The organism is Streptomyces sp. MUSC 14 (genome assembly GCF_001866675.1).
Classification (GTDB): Bacteria; Actinomycetota; Actinomycetes; order Streptomycetales; family Streptomycetaceae; genus Streptomyces.
On record NZ_MLYN01000066.1, the window covers coordinates 21,311 to 41,608 of the forward strand.

At 69.3% G+C, this 20,298-nt stretch carries 14 protein-coding genes; 11 read left to right on the forward strand and 3 right to left on the reverse strand.

Annotated elements, in window-relative coordinates; all coding sequences use genetic code 11:
• The first annotated feature begins 46 nt into the window (after positions 1-46).
• From BIV25_RS37175 to BIV25_RS53550, 9 genes are all read left to right on the forward strand, one after another.
• Positions 47-1,261 (forward strand): TfuA-like protein, encoded by a 1,215-nt coding sequence (locus tag BIV25_RS37175; protein ID WP_071376998.1) that lies wholly within the window; start codon positions 47-49, stop codon positions 1,259-1,261.
• A complete protein-coding gene (locus tag BIV25_RS37180) occupies positions 1,248-2,399 on the forward strand; it encodes a YcaO-like family protein (RefSeq protein ID WP_071376953.1) in 1,152 nt (383 codons plus the stop codon). The genes BIV25_RS37175 and BIV25_RS37180 overlap by 14 nt, the downstream gene beginning before the upstream one ends.
• A complete protein-coding gene (locus tag BIV25_RS37185) occupies positions 2,396-3,274 on the forward strand; it encodes a class I SAM-dependent methyltransferase (RefSeq protein ID WP_071376954.1) in 879 nt (292 codons plus the stop codon). Before BIV25_RS37180 ends, BIV25_RS37185 begins: the two co-directional genes overlap by 4 nt.
• Positions 3,271-4,284: an NAD(P)H-dependent glycerol-3-phosphate dehydrogenase gene (locus BIV25_RS37190; protein WP_071376955.1), complete on the forward strand. Its 1,014-nt coding sequence runs from the start codon at positions 3,271-3,273 to the stop codon at positions 4,282-4,284. Before BIV25_RS37185 ends, BIV25_RS37190 begins: the two co-directional genes overlap by 4 nt.
• Before the next feature lie 66 nt (positions 4,285-4,350).
• The gene (locus BIV25_RS37195) at positions 4,351-4,692 is read left to right on the forward strand and encodes a hypothetical protein (protein ID WP_256257051.1); all 342 of its coding nucleotides are present in this window, start codon (positions 4,351-4,353) and stop codon (positions 4,690-4,692) included.
• Positions 4,679-5,533: a hypothetical protein gene (locus BIV25_RS37200; RefSeq protein WP_071376957.1), complete on the forward strand. Its 855-nt coding sequence runs from the start codon at positions 4,679-4,681 to the stop codon at positions 5,531-5,533. The genes BIV25_RS37195 and BIV25_RS37200 overlap by 14 nt, the downstream gene beginning before the upstream one ends.
• 602 nt (positions 5,534-6,135) lie before the next feature.
• Positions 6,136-6,420 (forward strand): hypothetical protein, encoded by a 285-nt coding sequence (locus tag BIV25_RS48220; protein ID WP_256257052.1) that lies wholly within the window; start codon positions 6,136-6,138, stop codon positions 6,418-6,420.
• Positions 6,421-7,321: 901 nt separating this feature from the next.
• Complete coding sequence (locus BIV25_RS37210; protein ID WP_143076762.1) at positions 7,322-8,089, forward strand: hypothetical protein; 768 nt, start codon at positions 7,322-7,324, stop codon at positions 8,087-8,089.
• A gap of 1,166 nt (positions 8,090-9,255) precedes the next feature.
• Positions 9,256-11,136: a DUF2637 domain-containing protein gene (locus tag BIV25_RS53550; RefSeq protein WP_256257054.1), complete on the forward strand. Its 1,881-nt coding sequence runs from the start codon at positions 9,256-9,258 to the stop codon at positions 11,134-11,136.
• Between the two features lie 1,607 nt (positions 11,137-12,743).
• Here BIV25_RS53550 and BIV25_RS37230 read toward each other — a convergent pair.
• Positions 12,744-13,979, reverse strand: coding sequence for a hypothetical protein (locus BIV25_RS37230; RefSeq protein WP_071376962.1), 1,236 nt, complete (start codon positions 13,977-13,979; stop codon positions 12,744-12,746).
• A 198-nt stretch (positions 13,980-14,177) separates the two neighbouring features.
• On the opposite strand from BIV25_RS37230, the gene BIV25_RS37235 reads away from it, so the two are divergent.
• Entirely contained in the window at positions 14,178-15,440 is a 1,263-nt protein-coding gene (locus BIV25_RS37235; protein WP_079177118.1) for a hypothetical protein, read from the forward strand.
• 151 nt (positions 15,441-15,591) lie between these two features.
• On the opposite strand, the gene BIV25_RS48225 is transcribed toward BIV25_RS37235, so the two are convergent.
• Positions 15,592-16,005 carry a hypothetical protein gene (locus BIV25_RS48225; RefSeq protein WP_256257055.1) on the reverse strand — a complete coding sequence of 138 codons (414 nt, stop codon included), beginning with the start codon at positions 16,003-16,005 and terminating at the stop codon, positions 15,592-15,594.
• Between the two features lie 527 nt (positions 16,006-16,532).
• Between BIV25_RS48225 and BIV25_RS37240 the strand changes: the two genes are divergently transcribed.
• Positions 16,533-16,841: an amidohydrolase gene (locus tag BIV25_RS37240; RefSeq protein WP_143076763.1), complete on the forward strand. Its 309-nt coding sequence runs from the start codon at positions 16,533-16,535 to the stop codon at positions 16,839-16,841.
• Between the two features lie 30 nt (positions 16,842-16,871).
• Here the strand turns inward: BIV25_RS37240 and BIV25_RS37245 are convergent, their stop codons facing one another.
• Positions 16,872-20,297, reverse strand: coding sequence for a LysM peptidoglycan-binding domain-containing protein (locus tag BIV25_RS37245; protein ID WP_107486552.1), 3,426 nt, complete (start codon positions 20,295-20,297; stop codon positions 16,872-16,874).
• Position 20,298 lies beyond the last annotated feature (1 nt).

The following is a 20,298-nucleotide window of genomic DNA, read 5'->3' on the forward strand; positions in this document are numbered from 1 at the left end:
CGTGTTCGTCGGGCCGACGCTGAGCCGGTCCGAACCGTTACTTGATGTGCCGGGGGTTCAGGTCTGGCCGCCGGTACAGCATGGGGACCTGTTCGCCGCCGAAATCGGCAGCGGCGACACGGTCGTGATCATCGACGGGGTCTACCACCAGGCTCCGGCGCTGCGCCACAAGGAGATCCTGGCCTGTATGGGCCAAGGCGTCCGGTTGATCGGCGCGGCGAGCATCGGCGCGCTGCGGGCCGCCGAACTGTCGCCGTACGGGATGCTCGGCGTCGGCCACATCTACGCCTCCTACGCCCGCGGGGAGATCGACGGCGATGACGAGGTGGCTGTCGGGCAGGCTCCGGATGGGGAGTGCGGCGCGCTGACCTGGCCAGTGGTCAATCTCCGGCACGTCCTCCAGCTCGCCAAGTGGGCCGGGGTCCTCAACGGTGATCGGGCCGCCAGGCTTCTGGAGGCGTGGCGCGCGGTCTACTACCCGCACCGCACCTGGGCCGCCGTACGAGTCGTCTGCCGCTGCCAGGGCGAGACGAAGTTCGCCGACTGGCTGGCTGAACAGCTCGAACAGGATCAGCACTTCGGCGACCTCAAGCGCGCCGATGCCCTTGCGGCCATACGCATCGCGCTGAACGGCAGCGAAGCGCCACAGGCCAACGTCCTGCTGCCTCCTGCGATGTGGGAGACGACGTACTTCCGCCGCTGGTCCAACGCCTTCGCACGCGCGCGTATGGACGGACTGGATCTGTCCACCGAGGACCGCCTCGTCTACCAGCAGGTGTTCGACCCGGAGTTCGCCATGACGTGGGCCGCCTACCTTGAACACCGCTCCCTCCACCCCGCCGGCGGAGGGCCGGGCCTGCCGCTGGCGAAGCGGCTGGCCCAGGTCACCGGTGGCGATCTGCCCGCCGACCGCGTGTTCCACCCGCCGGTCGACCTGCGGGACGAGCAGGCAGTGGCCGTGCTGCTGGCAGGGGAGAGCGAGCAGGACCGCCAGGCGGTCGCCCGGTACGCCGACGCTCTCGCGGCCGAGCGCCGCACCCGGCCGGGTTTCACGGTCGCGGCAGTACGCGACGACCTGACCCGCCGGCTCCTGATGCGGGTGTGGAAGTGCCCTGAGACGGAGTTCGACGCTCAGGCGTCCGCGCGCGGGCTGGTTTGCGGGGCACGCGCCGTCGCCGCGGCCAAGCGGCTCCTCCCTGGGCTGCTGCAGGAGAGGAACGAGACGCGTGAGCGGAAGGAGGCGGAAGGTGTTTCGCGGTGACAGCCTGGTGGCGCTGCCGGGCACGGTACGGGCCAGGACGCCGGAGGAGACGTGGGAGGCGGTGGCCGGCCGCCTCGAGGAGGACTTCGGGATCACCCGGGTTGCCGACCTGAGGGGCCTGGACTGTATCGGGCTGCCGGTCTTCACGGCGATCCGGCCCACGTCGCGGACTCTGAGCACGTCCCAGGGCAAGGGCGTCACCGCCCTGTTGGCGAAGCTGTCGGCGGTGATGGAGGCGATCGAACTGTGGCATGTTGAGCAGCCGCTGCCGATCGCGGCGCGTGGGTCGGCCGTGGAGGTCGTCCCTGACTTTCCCGTCTCCGCGCTGCCGCTCACTGTCCCGTATCCCGAGGACACCCTTGCCCGGGTGGTGTGGGAGTGGACCACGGGCACCGGCCTGATGAGCGGCCAGAAGGTGCTCGTGCCGGTCGACCTGGTCCGCCGCCGGGCTCAGCGGCCTGAGTGGAGCCCGGATCTGCTGCGTGCGACCAGCACCGGCCTGGCGTGCGGGAACACCCGCGACGAGGCGCTGCTGCACGCCTTGTTCGAGGTCGTTGAACGGGACGTGCTCTTCCACGACGCACAGTGCAGTGGCCGGCAGCGCACGCTGATCGACCCGGCGACGGTCGATGATCCCTACGGCCGGGAGGTGATCGACCGGGTGCGTGGGGCCGGGATGGCGTTGGAACTGTCCCTCGTGGACGGCCCGTACGGGATCCCGGTGTGCCTGGCCTACCTGTGGTCCGAGGACGTCCCGGTCGTCTTCGCCGGCGGCGGGTGCCACAGCTGCTCGGCTATCGCCCTGACCCGGGCGGTGACCGAGGCCGCGCAATCCCGGCTGACGGCCATCGCCGGAACGCGCGATGACCTCCCGAGCGATCTCGCGTGGTCCGACACTCTGCCCCTTGGCCCGGCCCAGCGCACAGGGCTTGCCGTGTGGCCGCAGGCAACCGCCCAGTTCACCTCAGGCTCGGGCGGCTTCGCCGACCAGGTACGTGACGTTGCGCGGCGGGTCGAACTCATCACCGGATATGAGCCGATGGCCCTGGACCTTTCGGACGCCGGAGCTCCCGTCTGCGCGGTCCAGGTCATCTGCCCCGGTACCCGATCACGGATCAGGACGGCGATGCCGCGATGACACTCCACCCCGTCACCCCAGCCGGCCCACAGCCCCGGCGACTCGCCTCCCAGTACGACGCGCTGCACGCCGCCCGGGCACGCACCTCGCTGGTTGCCCGCCTGTACGCCGAGGCCATGGGCGAGGACTATCCCATCGAGGTCAACGCCTCCAGCTCATGCGACTGGCCCCTGCTGGGGCTGATGACTGCCCGGCTACGGATGCGGCCCGGGCAGCTCCTGATGGACGCCGGCTGCGGCAACGGCGGCATCGGGCTGTGGCTGGCCCGCGCCCTGGCCGTCCGCCTGATCGGCTTCGACATCTCTCCCAACGCCGTCGCACAAGCCACCGCCCGCATTACCGACTTCGTCCCCGCCGGCCAAGCGGCCTTCCACATCGCCCGCATGGAAGCCACCGGCCTGCCCGACAGCTGCGTCCACGGCGCGGTGTGCGTCGACGCCTTCGGACGCGCCGACGACCGGGCATCCGCACTGCGCGAACTCGGCCGTCTCCTGGCACCCGGCGGCCGACTCCTTCTCACCCGCGGCCTGAGACCCGGCGTGACACCGGCATGGGAGGAACAGGCGCGCGCCGCCGGACTCATCCTGGAGTGCGTGCACGAGCGTCCCACCGAGCCCGCCATGTGGGAGCGCCTCTACCGGCTGTGGATCGACCACGCCGACGAGCTGCGCCGCGACTTGGGCGACTTCCCGGCACGGAACATGCTGGCCGAGGCGCACCGGATGCTCCCTGTCCTGCCCGGCCGTCGCGCGGTCCTGCTGGCCCTGCGGCGCGCCGGCACATCACCAGCCATGCCTGATGCGGCCGATACGATGGCCCAGCCCAGCCGCCCCCACGGCGGTGGATCCCCGTCCACGGAGAGGACCCCGGAGTGACCCAGAGCCACCTCGCCCGTGCGGCGGTGTTCTCGGCCGGGTCCTGGGGCACGGCCGTCGCCAAGATCCTGGCCGACGCCGGCACCAGCGTGGTCGTGCACGCCCGCCGGGACGAGATTGCCGACGGCATCAACACGTTGCATCGCAACGTCGGCTACTTCCCGGACATCGAGCTGCCCGCCTCGCTGACCGCGACCACCGACCCGTCCGTCGCACTGAACGGCGCGGACTTCCTGGTGCTGTCCATCCCCGCGCAGAATCTGCGGACCAACCTCGCCGCGTGGGCGCCGCACATCGCAGACGGCACCGTGATCGTGTCGCTGATGAAAGGCATCGAGCAGAGCAGCCATCTGCGGGCGAGTCAGATCATCACCGACGTGACCGGCGTGAGCGCGGACCAGGTCGCGGTGCTGTCCGGCCCGAACCTGGCACGCGAGATCATGGACGGTCGGCCCGCCGCTGCCACCGTCGCTTGCCCGGACGAGGACGCCGCCCGCCGTTTCCAACAGGCCTGCCATACCCCGTACTTCCGGCCCTACACCAGCATCGATGTGACCGGTTGCGAGCTGGGCGGCGCGGTGAAGAACGTCATCGCCCTCGCCGTCGGCATCGCCTCCGGCATGGGCCTGGGCGACAACGCGACGGCCATGCTCATCACCCGCGGGCTGGCGGAGACCACCCGGCTGGGTGTGGCGATGGGCGCCCACCCGGCCACCCTCGCCGGTCTGGCCGGCCTCGGTGACCTGGTGGCCACCTGCTCCTCGCCGCTGTCTCGGAACCGCACTTTCGGCACCCACCTCGGCCGGGGTTTGAGCGTCCACGAGGCGACGGCTGCCACTCGGCAGACCACCGAGGGTGTCAAGAGTGCGGAGGCGGTCCTCGCCCTGGCTCACGCTCACGACGTCGAGATGCCGATCACGTCTGTGGTCTCCGCCCTGCTGCACGAGAAGGTCACTCTCACCCAGGCCGCGGCCGCGCTGATGCAGCGGCCCCCCAAGCCTGAGCGCTGACCCCCAGCGCCCCGTCAGCGGGCGCACCCCGATTACTTCACCCTCCCTGCCCGGAGGTCACTGCCCATGCTGTCCGCTGTCCAGATCATCGCCACTGTTGCCCTGGTGGCGTGGATGATCACCGGTTTCACCCCGCTGCCCGGCCGTTGGCTGCGCTGGAAGATGTTCTGCCGCGCCACCTTCACGATCACCTCGCTCACCGGCACCAAGGACGGCCGCACCGCGCCTGTGAACGTCTACAACTACCTCTCTCCGGGTTCCTTCATCCTCGGCCCGCCGCAGCTCCAGACAGTCCTCGACCACCTCACCGGCAGCGGCCGGTACGACCGGATCGACGGACACGGCCGCGTCCTGTCCGCTCGCGGCGAGCAGAGGGTGGAAGTCAGGGGCAGCCGTGTGGTTCTTTGACGCCCTCGCCTCCGGCTTCCAGCAGCCCACCGACCCTGGATGTCTCCAGTGGTTCCGGATCATCTTCGGCACCGTACTCACCGCGCGGTTCGCTCTCGCTTTCGGCCAGGGCGGCTGGGACCGCCTCAGCCCCGGCTCGCTCAGCGCCCACCTTGCCGAGCAGCGCCTCGGCCCGGCCCGTGCCCGCCTCCTGATCGGCGTCTACCGGCCCGTGCTGATCGTCCGTGCGGCCGCCGCCCTCGCCCTGGCGCTCGGCTTCGTCCCCCGCGTCACGCTGCTGGTGGTTTTGGCCGGTGCCGCGATGGAACTGCTGTACCTCAAGAGCCCCAACGCCATCAGATACACCCTGCTGACCGGCACGTGCCTCCTGCTCGCCGGCGACCTCGGCCAGGGCCTGCGCATCGAGCACAGCCTGAGCACGGCGAACACCTGGGCCCAGTGCCTCCTCGTGCTGATCACTACAGACATCTACTGGAACAGCGCCTGGCAGAAGCTCCGCTCGCCTCAGTTCCGCAGCGGGCTCTATCTCGCGCAGTGGATCCATACCTACAGCCAGGTCAGGGAACATCTGTCCTACCGTCGCCAATTCGCCGTCCCCGGCATCGTCCTCCGCCATGCGGGCAACCTCACCGAGCGGGACGTTCGCCTCTGGCGCTTGGTCGCGGTCACCGTCATCACAGCGGAGAGCGCGCTGCCGCCCGCTCTGCTCATCCCGCAGTCGACGCCGTACGCGGTCGCCGCTGGCATCACTATGCACGTGGCCTTCACCTGCCTCAAACCCCGCCAGCTCCTCACCTTCTCCGGGCTCACCATCGCCACCTACGTCGCCTTCGCCACCTGACCAAGGCAGTGGGCGCACAACCGCAATCCCCGCAGCCACCGCCCAGGGCGCGTGGCCGACAGACGAAGACATGAACCGGGAAATGACCGCTGAGGTGAGTTGCTGGCAGGCCGCAAATGCCGATCAGCCGTCACGGGCGGGTGAACTCCACCTCCACGCCGTAACGCCCGCCAACACGCGGAGAGTTGCCCGACCATGAAGCGACTGACCCTGGCGGCTACGGCCGCCGTCATCACCGTCCTGCCCGTCCCACACGCCTCAGCTGTGCCCACTCGGCAGCCGTGCACGGCCCACTGGCGGGTCACCGCGACCGTCGCCCTTCGCAGGCCTACGGCGGACGAGGTCGTGGCGACGGTGCACAGTCCGGTAGTCCGCTACCTGCACGCCGGCGATCACATCATCTCGTGTTCCCTCGCCGTGGGCCGCGACGGAGAGCATGCCTACCGTGACTGCGGGGGCGGGAGCGAATGGGCGGTCGTGCGAGGTCCCCGGGGCGGACAGATGCCTTCGGCCTGCCTGCGGAGGGCGTGATCGGGAGGTGAAGCAGTGGACGCCCGGCACGCACCGGGGGTCCCGCCACGGAAGGCATGGGATCCGTCGACGTGGCACACATATTCGATGAATTGGTGGAGATGCAGAAGTCGGCTGACAAGGCGCGCGGCCGGGTACTGGAGCTGCGGGACACCTACGGCCCGCCCACGACGACACCGGTCGCCACAGCAGGACCAAGCCTACGAGGCGGCCTGGCAGAACTGGCGGGGCCTGACCGAAAGGTCCAGGAAGCCATCACCACGCATGCCTCGAAGGAGGGCACGCCCTGCTGCGACGTGGAGGCAGCTGTACGGGCCGAGGCCCGTCGCCCGGAGCCAGAGCTGGCCAGCGCGTAGAAGAACCACGTCGTCGGCGCTCACGCGACCGACGGACCGGGCGGGCGCGGCTCCATCCTGGGCTTTAGCGTGGTAGTGCCTTGCGCATGACAGGACCGCAGGGCCGGGCGGCCCCGTGAACCGCGCCCTGGACAGGGGCCGCCCATTCCCTCGCCGTCAGGGAGGGCCCTGGGCTCCCAGGAGGCCGTCACGGACTGCCCCACCTTCAGCTGCCCTCACCTGGGACACCCTGTGCGCATCCGGACGACGACACTCTTCTTATGATCAACTGTGCCGTTTTGTTCCTTCTCTCCTCTTACGCAGGGGTGGCGCAAGGTGGCGCTTCGGGCGGAAGAAGCGAGAGTGCATATGCGGACCGCGTACGCCCGGCACACTTCCGTACCGGACGGCGCAGCACAGCTGTCCTACCTGCCCTGTCCGGCCGCGGACCTGCGTGACGTCGCAAGGCCGGCCCGGGCGGGACTCGCCCCTGCACCAGCCACGTAAGAAGGAGGCACCGCGCACGAACGTTGTGCGCAGACACCACGATGTCGCCATCTTTCATCCATGACGTCAGCGCCCAGTACCTGGCTTCCGTACTCTTCGCGCTCACCGTGCTCGCCGCCGGCGCCGGGCGGTCAGTCTGGCGGCGCAGGAACCAGCGCCGTGACCGAGCACATATCGAGCAAGCCCAGCAAGCTCCGCCCAACCCGAGCCTCACCGCGACCGTGCCGGCGCACGACCAAGGGACGTCGTCCGACGGACGACAGAAAGTGTCGTCCTGAAGATGACACAGAACTTAGACCGCGCTCCCGACGCCGTGCGCCGGCACAACCGTGCACAGGCGTGGGCCCTCCTGACCGAGAACCCACCGGGAATCCAGCGGCTCCCTCAGCCCGACAGCGACTCCCCGGGCCGATTGATGGACGTCGCCCGCAACTACGACCGCATCTGCCGGCGGGCCGAGGGCCTTCTGCATCCCGACGCCACGGAGGCCGAGGTCCTGGCCGCACTGCTGGGCATCCGCATGCTCCGGGAAAAGCTCGAGCACGACGAGTTGAAACTCACCACGCTGGCGCGCACCAAGAAGATCACCTGGGCGCGCATCGCGCAGTGGCAGGAACTCAGCGGCCGTCAGGCCTCCGAGCGGCGACATCTGCAGCTGCAACGCGCCTCAACTCGTCCCGACGGCACCGCACCCGCCACACAGCATGAACGAGTCGAGTACGCCCGCGGGCTTCGCCGTCGGCGCGCCGAACGCCAGTGGGCCCTGGACCACGCCACGCGGATCCGCCGGGTGGCTGCGCAGTTGGCTGCTGTCAGCGACCTCCAGGAACGGGTGGACAGTTCCCATGAGGCCCGGATCATCCGTGCCCTCCGTCATGGCGATGAATCGCCGCCGCAGCAGGCCCAGCCAGAGTCGCTCGTATGGCCGAAGGCGCTGAGGGAGTGCGTCGCCGAGGACGAGCGGTTCCGCAGGATGCCGCCGCCCCTTGTCGACGACGGCCTGAATGATGCCGACTGGCAGCGCCGGCAGCAGGAAGCCGACATCGTGCACCGCCTCCTGGGCCTGATCGGCTATGCCGCGAATGTCCGGAACATCGAGCTGAGCGACTTGCCCGATCTGGCGGACGCAGTCTTCGACCTGTACAACGACGCACAGCAGGCGGAGGCAAGAAACCGGCGCTGAGCGCGCCGTCACCGAGGACAGCATCCGCATCTGCGTGGCGCTTGCGCCCGGGACGGCTGCCGGAGGTGACAGCCGTCACGGGCGTGCTGCGGGCGGCGCCCCTGACCCGTCCGCGGCCAGCCGGCCCCCGGGGCAGCGATCTTCGCCAACACGCTGCTGCCCCGGGACTGGGGGCTGGCACGAGCAGCCGCCAGCGTGGGGGACTCGAGGGGGCCGGCGCAGGCGATGCTCAGGTCGGCGTTGCTGGTGCCCCGGTGTCCGGCTGCTGCTGGGCCGGCGGGTCGGCCGACTCCGGCGGTGTACCAGGCGCATTGTCGGATCGGGACTGGCCCGATGTGTGCCAGGGCCTGGAAAGCGTGCCGTCTGGGGATCTGGCCCAGGAGGCGGTCTTCCTGGCGTCCTCGGCGTGCTTCGTTGCATGCCTGGACCAGGGTGAGGGTGTGCTGGGGAAAGTTCTGGATGACTGGGTGGACCACCATGAGCAAGACGATGCCCCACCAGGGAGCGCCGGTCAGCGCGGTCAATGCGCTGGGCGCCAGGTTGATGAAGGACTCGGTGAGGCGGGGCGTGATCAACGGGGCTCCGAAGTACAGGGGCGGTGTGGGTGGAACGGACTGTTCTGGGTGGTGCCAGGACAAGATGCCTCGTGCTGGGGTTAGCCGCGCAAGGTGGTTCCTACGGGCTCGGCCCGGCTCATTCGCGGTCTCTGAGCTGCAGAATCGGGATCCGGGAATCCCCTTATGACGCTCGTGATGCCGTCGGCCCGGTGAAGGCAGTGGCCGGACAGAGCTGGGGCAGTCCGGTGTCTGGGGCGGGCCAGGCGCCTGTGACTGCTGTCCGGCTGCCCGGGTGGGATGCCACACCTCGTGGGGCAACAGGTGGACGACGACCGGCTCCGCACGCCGCGGGTGCACGGGCAGGACAGGCTGAGGGACCGAGCCTACGGGCCCGAGCCGCTCGGCGACAGGGCACCAGTCAGTCGCGCCTTCGCTTCGAAGCTCCGACTGCGCCGTATGAGGGCCACGGAGCGTCAAGAACACGCTGAGGGCTGGTGCGACTTTTCGCAGACGATCCCCGCTGAGCCGATCCCGAAGGGCCACAACCCGATCCACTTCGTGGGAGTGTGAGAGTTGCTCAGTTGTGAGGCGTAGACAGGGGAGTGGGACGTGGCTGCGGGGAAGCTTCAGATACCCCAGCTGACCCGGGCGCATCGGGCCCTCATCGGCGTGGTTGTGGTCGGCGCATTGGTCGTCGCCGGTATCGGTTTCGCCGGCTCGTACGCGGCGGTCCGTGAGCTGGCCGTCAAGAAGGGCTTCGGGAACTTCTCGTACGTGTTCCCGGTCGGCATCGACGCGGGTATCTGTGTCCTGCTGGCCCTGGATCTGCTGCTGACCTGGATACGCATCCCCTTCCCGCTGCTGCGGCAGACGGCGTGGCTGCTGACGGCGGCGACGATCGCGTTCAACGGCGCGGCCGCCTGGCCGGATCCGCTGGGCGTGGGGATGCACGCGGTGATCCCGATCCTGTTCGTGGTCGCGGTCGAGGCGGCCCGGCACGCGGTCGGCCGGATCGCGGACATCACGGCCGACAAGCACATGGAGGACGTCCGCATCACCCGCTGGCTGCTCTCCCCGGCCCCGACGTTCCTCCTCTGGCGCCGCATGAAGCTGTGGGAGCTGCGCTCCTACGACCAGGTGATCAAGCTGGAGCAGGAACGCCTCGTCTATCAGGCGAGCTTGCGTTCCCGCTTCGGCCGCGCATGGCGCAGGAAGGCCCCGGTGGAGTCGCTGATGCCGCTCCGCCTGGCCCGCTACGGCGTCCCCTTGGCTCAGACGGCCCCGGCCGGACTGGCCGCCGCAGGCATTGATGAGCCGCCGATTCAGTTCATCGTCGAGCGGACCCCGGTTCCGGCGCAGCGGCAGAGCCCCGAACTCAAGGCCGCCGTCGACCAGGAAGAAGAACTGGCGCAAGCCAGCGGCGCGGAACCCCAGCCGGTGGAGCAAGTACGAACTGCACACCTGGAGCAGCCGCACGACATAGAAGACGAAGGGAACGCTCAGCACCTCGCCGATGCCTATCAGGACTGGATGGCAGCCTTCGGACACGAGCCCACCAGGGCGCAGTTCGCCCTGTGGCTCCAAGACCAGTACGGCGCGGCCACCGCGGCCGGCGAGCCACTGTCCGACGAGCAACTCGAACCTCTCCTGCGACTCCTCAAGCAGCGCCACACCCCACCAGCCGAGGAGGAGACGCAACCCCAAACCTCGCACGACGCGGACGACGGTTGGAGTGACTACTTCTATAACTCTTGGCTCATGTACGCGCAGCAGTACGGCGCGTACCCCGACGCCGACGCGCTCGCCCAGTACGTGCACCAGCGCGACGGCATCACGGGCGCCGACGGACGGCCGGTCACCGGAGCCGACGTGGAGAACTTCGTCGCCGCATTCCAGGAACGCGAGTACGGCACCAGCGCACCGGCACCCGAGCCGGCCGTCGAGGATGAAGCGGCGGACGCCGATCCCGGCGAGCAGCAGGCCACCGCACCCCACCCAGCACCGGAGACTCAGCAGGAGACTGCCAGTGCGGGTGCGCACGCTGCCAAGGAGCAGCGTGGGCCGAGCGTCAACGCGCCCATCGACGAACAACCCGCCCCCCTCGACCCGGCGGGAGGCGACCTCACCGTCGTGGACCGCTACTTCCTGGCCTGGATGGACTACCAGGCCGAGCACGGCGACGAACCCGGCGCCGAGCAGCTGTCGACCTACCTCGCGGAGAAGGGCATGCACGGCCGGGGAGGGAAACCGGTCAGCCCATCCACGCTGCGCCGCTACCCGCTCTGGTTCCGTATCTACAACGTCTGGGCCGAACACCGCGTGCGCACCGAGAACCCTGCGGCGGACGCCGTTGCGCAGGATTGCGCAGCCCGCGGCTTCACTGCCCAGTACAACAAGCCCATCACCCCTGCACAGGTCACCGAGCAGGCTGGCGATTTCGAGCGGCGCTGGCGTGCCCTCACCCGCTATCACGCCGACGCCCAGCAGTAGACCGTGCCGCACACCCGTTGCGTATCAAGGGCTCAGCGATGCGCAATCGGTAAAACTCCCGATCAGCTGCCCAATGCGTAGCCACAGTGATCATTGCGCAGGCTTGCGTACCGGACCCTGACCGGCCAAGAGGATTGCCATGAGAGCTCTGCGCATCGCCTCGGACACCACCGTCATGGAACGCGCCCTCCCCGAAGCTGATGCGCTGTCCGTGATCCGTTAGCACGTCGGAACATTGGGAGCCGTCGACCAGGCCGTGTACCACCACCGTGCCCTCCTGCATGTGCACGGCGAGGGCCAGGGATCGGGCTCGGCCAGAACCTCGCCGCATGCGCGCTCGCGAGCGCCTGGCGCCGCATGACCCTGTACCCGTTGCATGGACCTGTTGTCATCACGGGCCGCACGCCGGACGTGGAAGCGGCCGCCCTGGACGACGATCTGCCGAGCATGCCCGCACGGCTGTGCTGACCGTGCGGAAAACACAGAAGGCATGGGAGTCGCGGCCGCCGGCCTCGACCGAGACGGCCGTCAGTGAACTGCTCGCCTTCGCGGCTCGGGACGTGACCTCCGGCCGGTAGCTCGTACTGCGCACCCTGCATCCCCTGCTGGGCCGTGCGTGTAGGGACCGCAGTGTCGCGAGTACTGGCTCCTGCAGTGATGGCGTTTTCCGCGCTCGATGAGCTCTGCTCGTGGGTGCGGATCACTAGTAGAACGTCTGAGCGGGATGCCATCGGTGGCCGCTCTATGTGACGCCTGCCACGCATGGCGAGCAGGTGTCTTGGGGTATATCGGGAGTCCTTCCACGAGCGTCGCGGGCGGCGGTGGAAGGGCAACGGTCTGCAGGATCCCGGGTTTTGCTCACCGGGGATCCTCGGCTATATACGGCGAAGCGTGCGTCAGGGACGACACGGTGATTGGACAGTCCATCCGGCCTTGCGGGGTGGAATGAGCTGCGTCGCCCGCATTCCGCCGTCGGCCTTCGGCGCCGCTAGGACCGACAGGATCCGCTGGTACTCCGGCGCGATACGGCACCTTCCTCCCCGGCACCGCAGCGGCCCCGGCCTGTTCCGTAGTCTCGACATCCGGATCGGCCAGCACTTCGGTGAGGTCTCACGGGCCTGGCCGAGCCGCTCCAGCTGCATTTCGGCCGTGCTGAGCGCGGTCGTGAACCGCTCGATCTCCTCCCGCAGCCGGGGCACCTCGGAAACGGGCCTTCTTCTCCCGGGCCTCTGGCAGGCCGGGCGCCGCCGGCATCAGCTGCCTCGCCGAACACGACATGAGCGGATGAGCGCCTGAACTCTCCCGCCACTCATCGTTATCTGGTGCTGTCTAGTGACCGAGCAAGTCGATGTGCTGCGAAGTCTTCAGTGAAGTAAGGGAAGTTGGATGGGAAGGCATGGTGACATCCTTGCGCTGAGCCTGGCCTGGTGGGGAGGTGGACATGCCCGTGACGGCTCCGCCGGGCTGGGGCTTCTGGCACGGGGAGGGACCGCGGTGGCCATGGAGGCCGGGGCGCTCGACGGCCTGTTTATACAGGTTGTCGATGAGCGCGAGGTTCAGTTCGTCAGCCCCGTCAGCCCCGTCAGCACAGAGGGCTCCTTTGGGCCTCATGCAACGATGATCACCTGATACCACTCGCTGTCGAGGATGCGGTCGGACTGCACCGCGCGCCCCAGCTCGCCACCCGCAGCTTTGTTGTCGTCATTGTCGACATGAGCCCGTATGCAGGGCGCGTTGGGCGGGCTGCCCCGGTTGACGGTGACGCCCGTGACGTCCCATACGCCGCTGATCTGGCGTGGGGTGATGTCCACACACAGGGCACCGTCATTCCCGCCCTGGTAGGAACTTGCGAAGGGGTACTCGTCACAGGAATCGTTGGGGACACCGGTGGCGCCCCGCACGAAGCGCAATGGCCCGCGGTCGCAGGTCGTGGCACGCCTGTTTCTGTTGTCCGGGTCGAGGGGGTCGACAAACCGCTCCAGTGGGTGGTCGGCGTCGCCGAATTTGCCCGAGAGGTTCTTCTGCGCCCACTCGTAGGCGACGGCCGCCCCGTGGTAGACCGATTTCGAGAAGGTCACGTTGGCCAGGTGGCCCATGACGATGCAGCCGGGGCTGTTGCCGATCTCGTCGTCACAGCGCACCTCGGGGCCGAGCCACTCGGTGTGGGTAGTCCGGGGCGCCGCGCCGAGGATGGTCCCGTCCACGCGGTAGGTGGGCTGGATCTGTGAGTGGAACCCCTTGCCGACGGTTGAGGTGTAGGTGAGGGTGCCGCCGTCCTTGCCCTGGCCACTGTGTAGGAGCACGGGTGCACCGCCCCATGCCGGTGGCCCGGCAGTGCACTGGCCGCTGCAGGTGGAGCTCAGCGACAGCGTCACGCCGGTGACGTTGGGCGTCATCTCGGTGACGTAGGCGCTGACGTCTTCCGACCATCGCGCGCCGGACAGGGAGGCCATGGATGACGCGGCCACGACCATGACATCGGCGTGGCCGATCACCGCCTGCTTGTCGTCGAGGAGCTCGTAGAGGACTAAGTGCCGTGTGCAGTAGGCCTTGCGGGTGGAGACGACAGGGTCGCTGGAGTCGTTGGTGCAGAGGTCCGCCCCCGGGTTGCCGGCGCGGACGGAGGCAGGGGCGGGGGCGGGTTCTGCCCTGAGGCAGGTCCAGGCCGCGCCCTGGTGTTGGAGCGCGGAGCCAGGGGCGGTGCGCGTGCAGGTGCCGTGGTGCTGGGGGGTTGTCCGGCTCGTGGGCGGTGCGGCGGCGGCTGTTGAGGTGCCCGCGGCGCACAGGGCTGCGGTGAAGGCGAGCGAGGCTACCGCTGCCAGCCCGCGTCTGAGGTGTTTCAAGAGGTGGTCCCTTCCTTCGGTGGCCCCTTTGCGGGCACACCGATGGCATGGAACCGGGCAACTCCCGTTCCTGCCAACCGAGAACGGGACAGTTCTTGATCGTATTTGGCCAGTTGTGGCATCGTCCTGCCGCCCCCGGCGGCGCTATTTTCGCTCACGCTCACCTCACAGACCACGCACAGCAGGGGGGAAACAACGATGCGCCGCACAAGAACCCGCCTTGGCAGAGGGCTCGGGGCGCTCTTAGCCACCGCGACGGCGGCCGTGGGCCTGGCCGCCACCCCGGCCGCCGCCGCACCGGCCGCGCCCGCCGCCGCCCAGCAGACGGCCGAGCCCGGACAGACCTGTACCGCAGCCGATCTCGGCAAGCGGCACCCGGTCATCAAGAGCACCGAAGTCGCCCCGGTGATCACCCACTTCAAGGGCTGGTACGTCACCGAGGGCACGACCGGCTCCCAGACCATCTCCACCAACACCCAGACCACCATCTCGGTCTCCGTCGGCGTCAATGGCAACGTGCAGGGCAGCTTTGCCGTCGACGCTCTCGGCATGGTCGGCGCGAGCCTGGGCCTGAATGTGCAGGTCAACTACACCTCCACCAGCAGCGTGTCGAACTCCATCACCTGGAACTTCTTCCAGCCCGGCTACTACGGGCTCTACAAGGGCACCAAGAAGGTCACCGGCACCTACGGCAGTCTCAACTGCAACCGCGTCCAACAAGGCGACGGCAGCTACGCGTTGAAGTGGGTCGAGGGCCCCGACACCGGCAGCTACACCACCTACACCACCGTCGAAGAAGGCGCGGTGCGCTGCGAGGACAAGGTCCCCGCCAACAGCATCATGGCCAAGGCACAGGGCCTGCTGGACTGCGGCAGCGCCACCGCCACCGCCAAGCACGCGGCGGGCCCGGTCCCCTCGGCAAAGGCCACCGCAGCCCGGCACGCCGCCGGGAGCGCCGCCAACGCCACCAAGAACGCGAAGAGCGTCACCACGTCCACCGCACAGGCCGCTCTCACCTGTGGCACCGACGCCTACAAGATCGCCGTACCCGACAAGCCCCTGAACTGGAGCGCACCGCTCCTGGCCACCGACGGCATCCGTCTGCGCGAATCCAACTTCACCAGCGCTCACCTGGACAACTGGCGGCTTTGCAACGTGACGGAGAACAACGGGGTCCTCGAGGCGTCCCTGTGGAACTGGGGCAACGGCGGGTGCGCGACCATCGCCGAGCAGAACGCTGCCGACGAAGGGGCGGCCCTGACGACGGCCCCCTGTACGGAGGACGACCTCCAGCGGTTCTACATCTACCGTGACGTCCCCGGCTCCGGGAAGATCGGCCTCCAGAACAAGTACACCGGCTACATGATCGGCCATGACCGCTACGCCGACGGCGAGTTCTTGCGCCAGTACAGCAGCGGAAGGCCGGACGGCACCGGCACCTACGACCTCGTGAAGGTCTGACCGCCAACCAGCCATAACCGCTCGGGCCCTGGCCGAATCCGGCTGGGGCCCGAGCCGCGTGCTGCGGGCGCGTCGCGTGCCGCCATGCGAGGCGATCGGTCGAGCCCGGGCATGTCCACCGGCTCGATACTGCTGGGCAGGCTGCCGCCGTTCAGTGCCTTGAGGGAGTCGGACAGCACGACCATGGCTTGCTGCCGCTTCTCGATGTTCGTGAACCCTTGGCCGACCTGCTCCCATTGCTGTGCAGCAGCGGGAACCACCACCGGTCGCAGGAGCAGATCAGGCGAGCAAGGCGCTGGAGTTCGGCCGCGTGCTCGTCGCCCAGGTCGCCGGGAGCGTGGTGTTCGAGTTGGTCCAGGACGACGAGGTCCGGGTGGTCGTAGAGGTTCTCCTTCAAGAAGCGTAGGCGACGGACGCGTTGCTCGTCCGCTGCCCGCTGCGCCAGCAGCTCCTGTGCTGCGCTGGGCAGGCCGAGGGTCGCCTTGACGTCCACCAGGCAGTAGTTCGGGGAATGGCGAGGCAGACAGCCGAGGGCGGCGTTGACAGCGTCCTGGGCGGCGGGCACGTCTGAGGCTCGCAGACGCGCCGCCGTCGCGGTCGCTGCGGCTTGCACTGTGGCGCGTGCTGTCTCCTCCAGGTTGGGAGGCACCCGCCACAGTGGTCGCCAGGTGATTGTGTATCGGGCGACTTCGCGAGCGTGGCTGTTTCGGCCCACGCGCGCAAAGGGACACGCGCACCGTTGCGGTAGATGACGTGTGTCAGCTCGTGCTTGGTGGCTAGCCGGTCCGCAAGGCTCTTCGCAGCCTGCTTCGTGGTCATGTTTCCTGCGGCCAGCAGCGGCACTTCGCGGCGCGCTGCTTCTCGCACGCCGCGCTAGAACTGGCTTTCCATCCGCTCGGCTTCCTCGGAGCGGCGTCGAAAGTCGGCGTAGGAGTTTGCTGCGAGCGACTGGAGCGCGTCGCGGTGGAATGTGGTCCAAGTGAGGGCCTCGGCGGCCATCCGCCCGCCGTCTTCTTATAGGTGCGGGAACTGCCCCTGTCGAACTGCTGGGCCTCCTGGTCCACGCGCTGACCGAACTCGGTGGTGGCCTGCTTGAACTCCTCCAGCGTGGCGAGCGTGTACGGCGTGCGGGGTCAGGTCCCCTTCGCCGTATGGGCGCTCGCGAGCGCCTGGCGCCGCATGACCCAGTGCCCACTGCACGGAACCGTGGTCATCACGGGCCGCACGTCGGACGGGGAAGCGGCCGCACTGGACGACGATCTTGCCGAGCACGCCCGCACGGTGACGCAGACCGTGCGGCAAACACTGAAGGCATGGAAGGCCCGGCCGCCCGCCTCGAGCGAGGCGGCCGTCAGCGAACTCCTTGCCTATGCGGCTCGGGACGTGGCCTCCGGCCGGTAGCGCGTACCGCGCATCCTGCGCACCGGCCTTCTACAGGGCCTTGGGCATGGCCGGGCCGCGGCCGTGGAGGAGTTCGTTGATCAGCTGTTCCGTCTCCATTTCCATCGACGCTTCCAGGGATCTGTTGACCTGTTGGATGCGGGCGATGGCGGTGTGCAGTCCGGAGCGGTTCCCCGCGGCGTTTTCTACCCTCATCCATGCCCGGTACAGCAGTTCGGAGCTGTCGTCGACGTCGAGGCCGGTTGCGATGGCCTGCCGGGCCGCGCTGAGGCTGTGGTGGGGGCCCGCCGGGGTGCGGTAGGTGGCCACGGTGTGCGCGACATCGATGATCCTCGTGATCATCTCCTGCTGGAACGGTTCGGCCCAGGGCAGTGGCCGCGAGCCGAACGGCCTTCCTCGCACCAGGCCGAGGGCCTTTTCCAGGTCCGGCAGGCCGGCAGGGCCCTGGGGCAGCGCGCGTTCGGCGAGTTGGAGGAACCTTGTCCAGTCGCACCGTACGGCGGGGGAGAGGCGGTAGGGGTCCTCGCCGGTGCGGCGGCGCGGCACGTACGGGTTGCCGGCCGGGTCGTTGCCGAGTGCGCTGCGCAGGCCCCGCAGGCGGGCGTTGAGGGTGCTTGCTCCCCAGGGGGTGAGTGGGTCCATGTCGGAGCACAGCGCGTCGGCGCTGCGGTTGGGGCGGAAATACATCAGTGTCGCGAGCTGGGCGATGCGCGGGCCGTGACCGGAGCTGGCCACGCCCTCCACTTCGACAGGTCCCAGGACGCGGATCTCCGGCGCATGCAGATCGTGCGCTTCGCTGTCCGCTGTGCCCCCGCCGCTGTCCGGTTCCGGAATCGCAGAGGCTGGAACGTCCGGTTCTTCGTTCTCTGCCGGGCCTTCGGCGAGCTCTGGCCGGGGTGAGTCCTGCCCGTCGTCCGACGTGGCCGGCAGCAGTCGCAGACCGGCCGGATCGGTAGAGGCGGCCAGCAGGGCCGGGAACACGTCGCTGTCGGTCAGGTTCCCCGACACCGGTTCCGCCGCGGGGGCCTCGCTGCCGCAGTCCCGGCCAGGACCGCTGCCGAGGCCGTCGAACTCCTCCGCCACGGCGAGATCGGATTGCCTTGCGAGGTCCGGCTCGTCGGGAACGGCCCGCCACGGGCCCTGGGCAGGTTCGGCGGGCTGCCCGGAGAGGGCAAGCGCCGTGGCGATCTGTTCGTACGCCGCGCGCTCCAGGCGCTGCACGATGATGTCCAAGCCGATGGAGCCGAGGGGTTGCGGCGTGCTGAGGGACGCGTTGACGGTTTCCGCCTCGGGGAAGTGCGCCCCAGCGGAGCCGGCCGGGGCAATGAGCGTGACGGGAACGCCGCCGGCCCTGTCGATCACGTCGGCGAACTGCCAAGCGGTATCGGCGTCCAGCTCGGCCGCGCACAGCAGCAGATAGGGCTGGTGGCTGCTGCCGGGCATCTGGTGAGCCTCCAGCAGACGCTCGGACAGATCCCGCAGCGCATGGGCAGGCTGCCGCATGTGCGCGATCCGGCAGGTCGGCAGCAACTGCGGCAGATCCTCGCCGAACCCCACGGTCACCACCTCAATCTCGGTCGCCCACGGGCTCATCCCCAGTTCCAGCGCCAGCGACGTGCACACCTCCGCGATGTGCAACGCCTCGCCGTCCAGCAGCACGGCAGGCACACGCCCGAGGTTGACCAGCACGAGCTCACCAGAATCCGTGCTGCCGATGGTGACCAGGCCCGGATACGGGGCCGGCATCTCGCGTGTCGCGTCCTCGTCCAGGAGGTCGGCGTCGGCGGCCAGGCGCCACCATCCGCCCTCGCCCGCCGTGAACGGCGCCCGGGGCTCCTGGCCGAGGTCCTCCGGCAGGACGTCCACCGTGCGGGCACCGATCCGCGCGGCCCGCAGCACGGGCACCTCTGCACCGTCCTGACCGGCGAGGTGCGCGAGGGTGTGCACAGCCAGGTGCAGGCGGGTGGCACCAGCCAGCTCGGCCGCTGCCGCGAGCTGCGCCTCCGCGGGAGAGATCTCCGGAGCCATCGCGATTCTCTCGCCGGGCGTGCGGCGGCGGCGCTGCAGCAGCCTGCGCACAGCAAGTGCCCCGGTGATGGCGGCTGCCAGCAGCGCACCGGCGCCCAGGACCGTGCGTAGCTGCAGTGGATTGCTCGCCGACGCTGTCGGCGCGTGGGAGCCGGTAGCAGCAGGGGAGGAGGAGCTGGGTGCGGACGCGGCGGCGGACGCTGTCGGGGAGGCACTGGCAGGGGGCCGGGACGCCGCAGGCGGCACTCCTTGCTGCTGGCCGGGCCGCGCGCTGGGAGCCGCCGACGTGGGTGCGCTCGACTGACTCTGACTCGGTGCGGGTGCCGGCTTTGTCCCCTCGCCGTGCCCCTGGTCTTGGTCCTGCTGATGGTGAGGAGTGGGGGTGGCCGGGAGCGTGTGCGGGCGGCTGTCGGAGTCGGCGGCGTTCCTATCGCCGTTGCGGCCTGTGTCCTGGGCCGGATCGTGCCGCTCGGACGGGGCGCCGGGCACGGTGATCTGCTGCCCCGGGTAGATCACATCCGGGTTGGTGATCTCGGGCAGGCCGTGTGGTTGGGACTTGCCGCGGCTGGCCTCGAAAAGCCTCGGCCACGCGTTGCCGTCCCCGTATTCCTTCTGCGCGATCCGCGAAAGGGAGTCGCCCTCCCTCGCGGTGTCCTCATGTGCGCTTGTCCCGGCAGCGGTTGGTGCCCTGTCACTCAGCTGTGCGCGCGTGCCTGCTGAAGCAGTGGTCTCAGAGGTGTCGCCTGCTGCGGCATCGCCGCTGGCGGGAGTAGAGGTCCGGGCGTCGAGAGGCAGCTTGATGACCGCTGCCTTCGGCAGGTACTGGTCACCAGAGGCCAGTCCGGGCACGTCGGGATTGAGAGCGGCGATGTCTTTCCACCGCTGCCCGTTGCCGAGGTAGGTCTCGGCGAGGTCCCACGGGGTCTCGGTAGCCGACGTGACGGTATGGGTGGGGTAGCTGGCCTTGGTGGTGGGCGTTGCGCGGGGTGTGGCGGTGGCTCCCGCGGTGTGGCCGTTCACGGTCTGGGTGACGGCGATGGCGGGTGTGGTGGTGGCGGCCGATGCGGCGGTCGGGGCCAGCAGTACGATGCCGCCGACCAGGAAGCTGGCCAGGGACTGCATGCTGCCCAGGCCGCGGATGCGGGGTGCGGAGCGGCGGCGGGCGACGGCGACGACCTCGACGACGACACTGAGAGTGAACGCGGCCCAGGCGGCCCAGCCGATCAGGGTGAGCACGACCAGCCACAGGGTGCCGTCGTCCTGCTGGAGCAGCAGGCCAGGGCCGCCGGACAACTCGGTGGGCTGGTGGCCGATCGTGAGCAGCGCCAGCGGGACACCGCCGACCAGGGCAACCAGGAGGATCAGACCGGTCAGGGCACGCAGCAGTGCGCCGGCGGCGCGCAGTGGTTTCGGGGTTCGGGGGGCCATG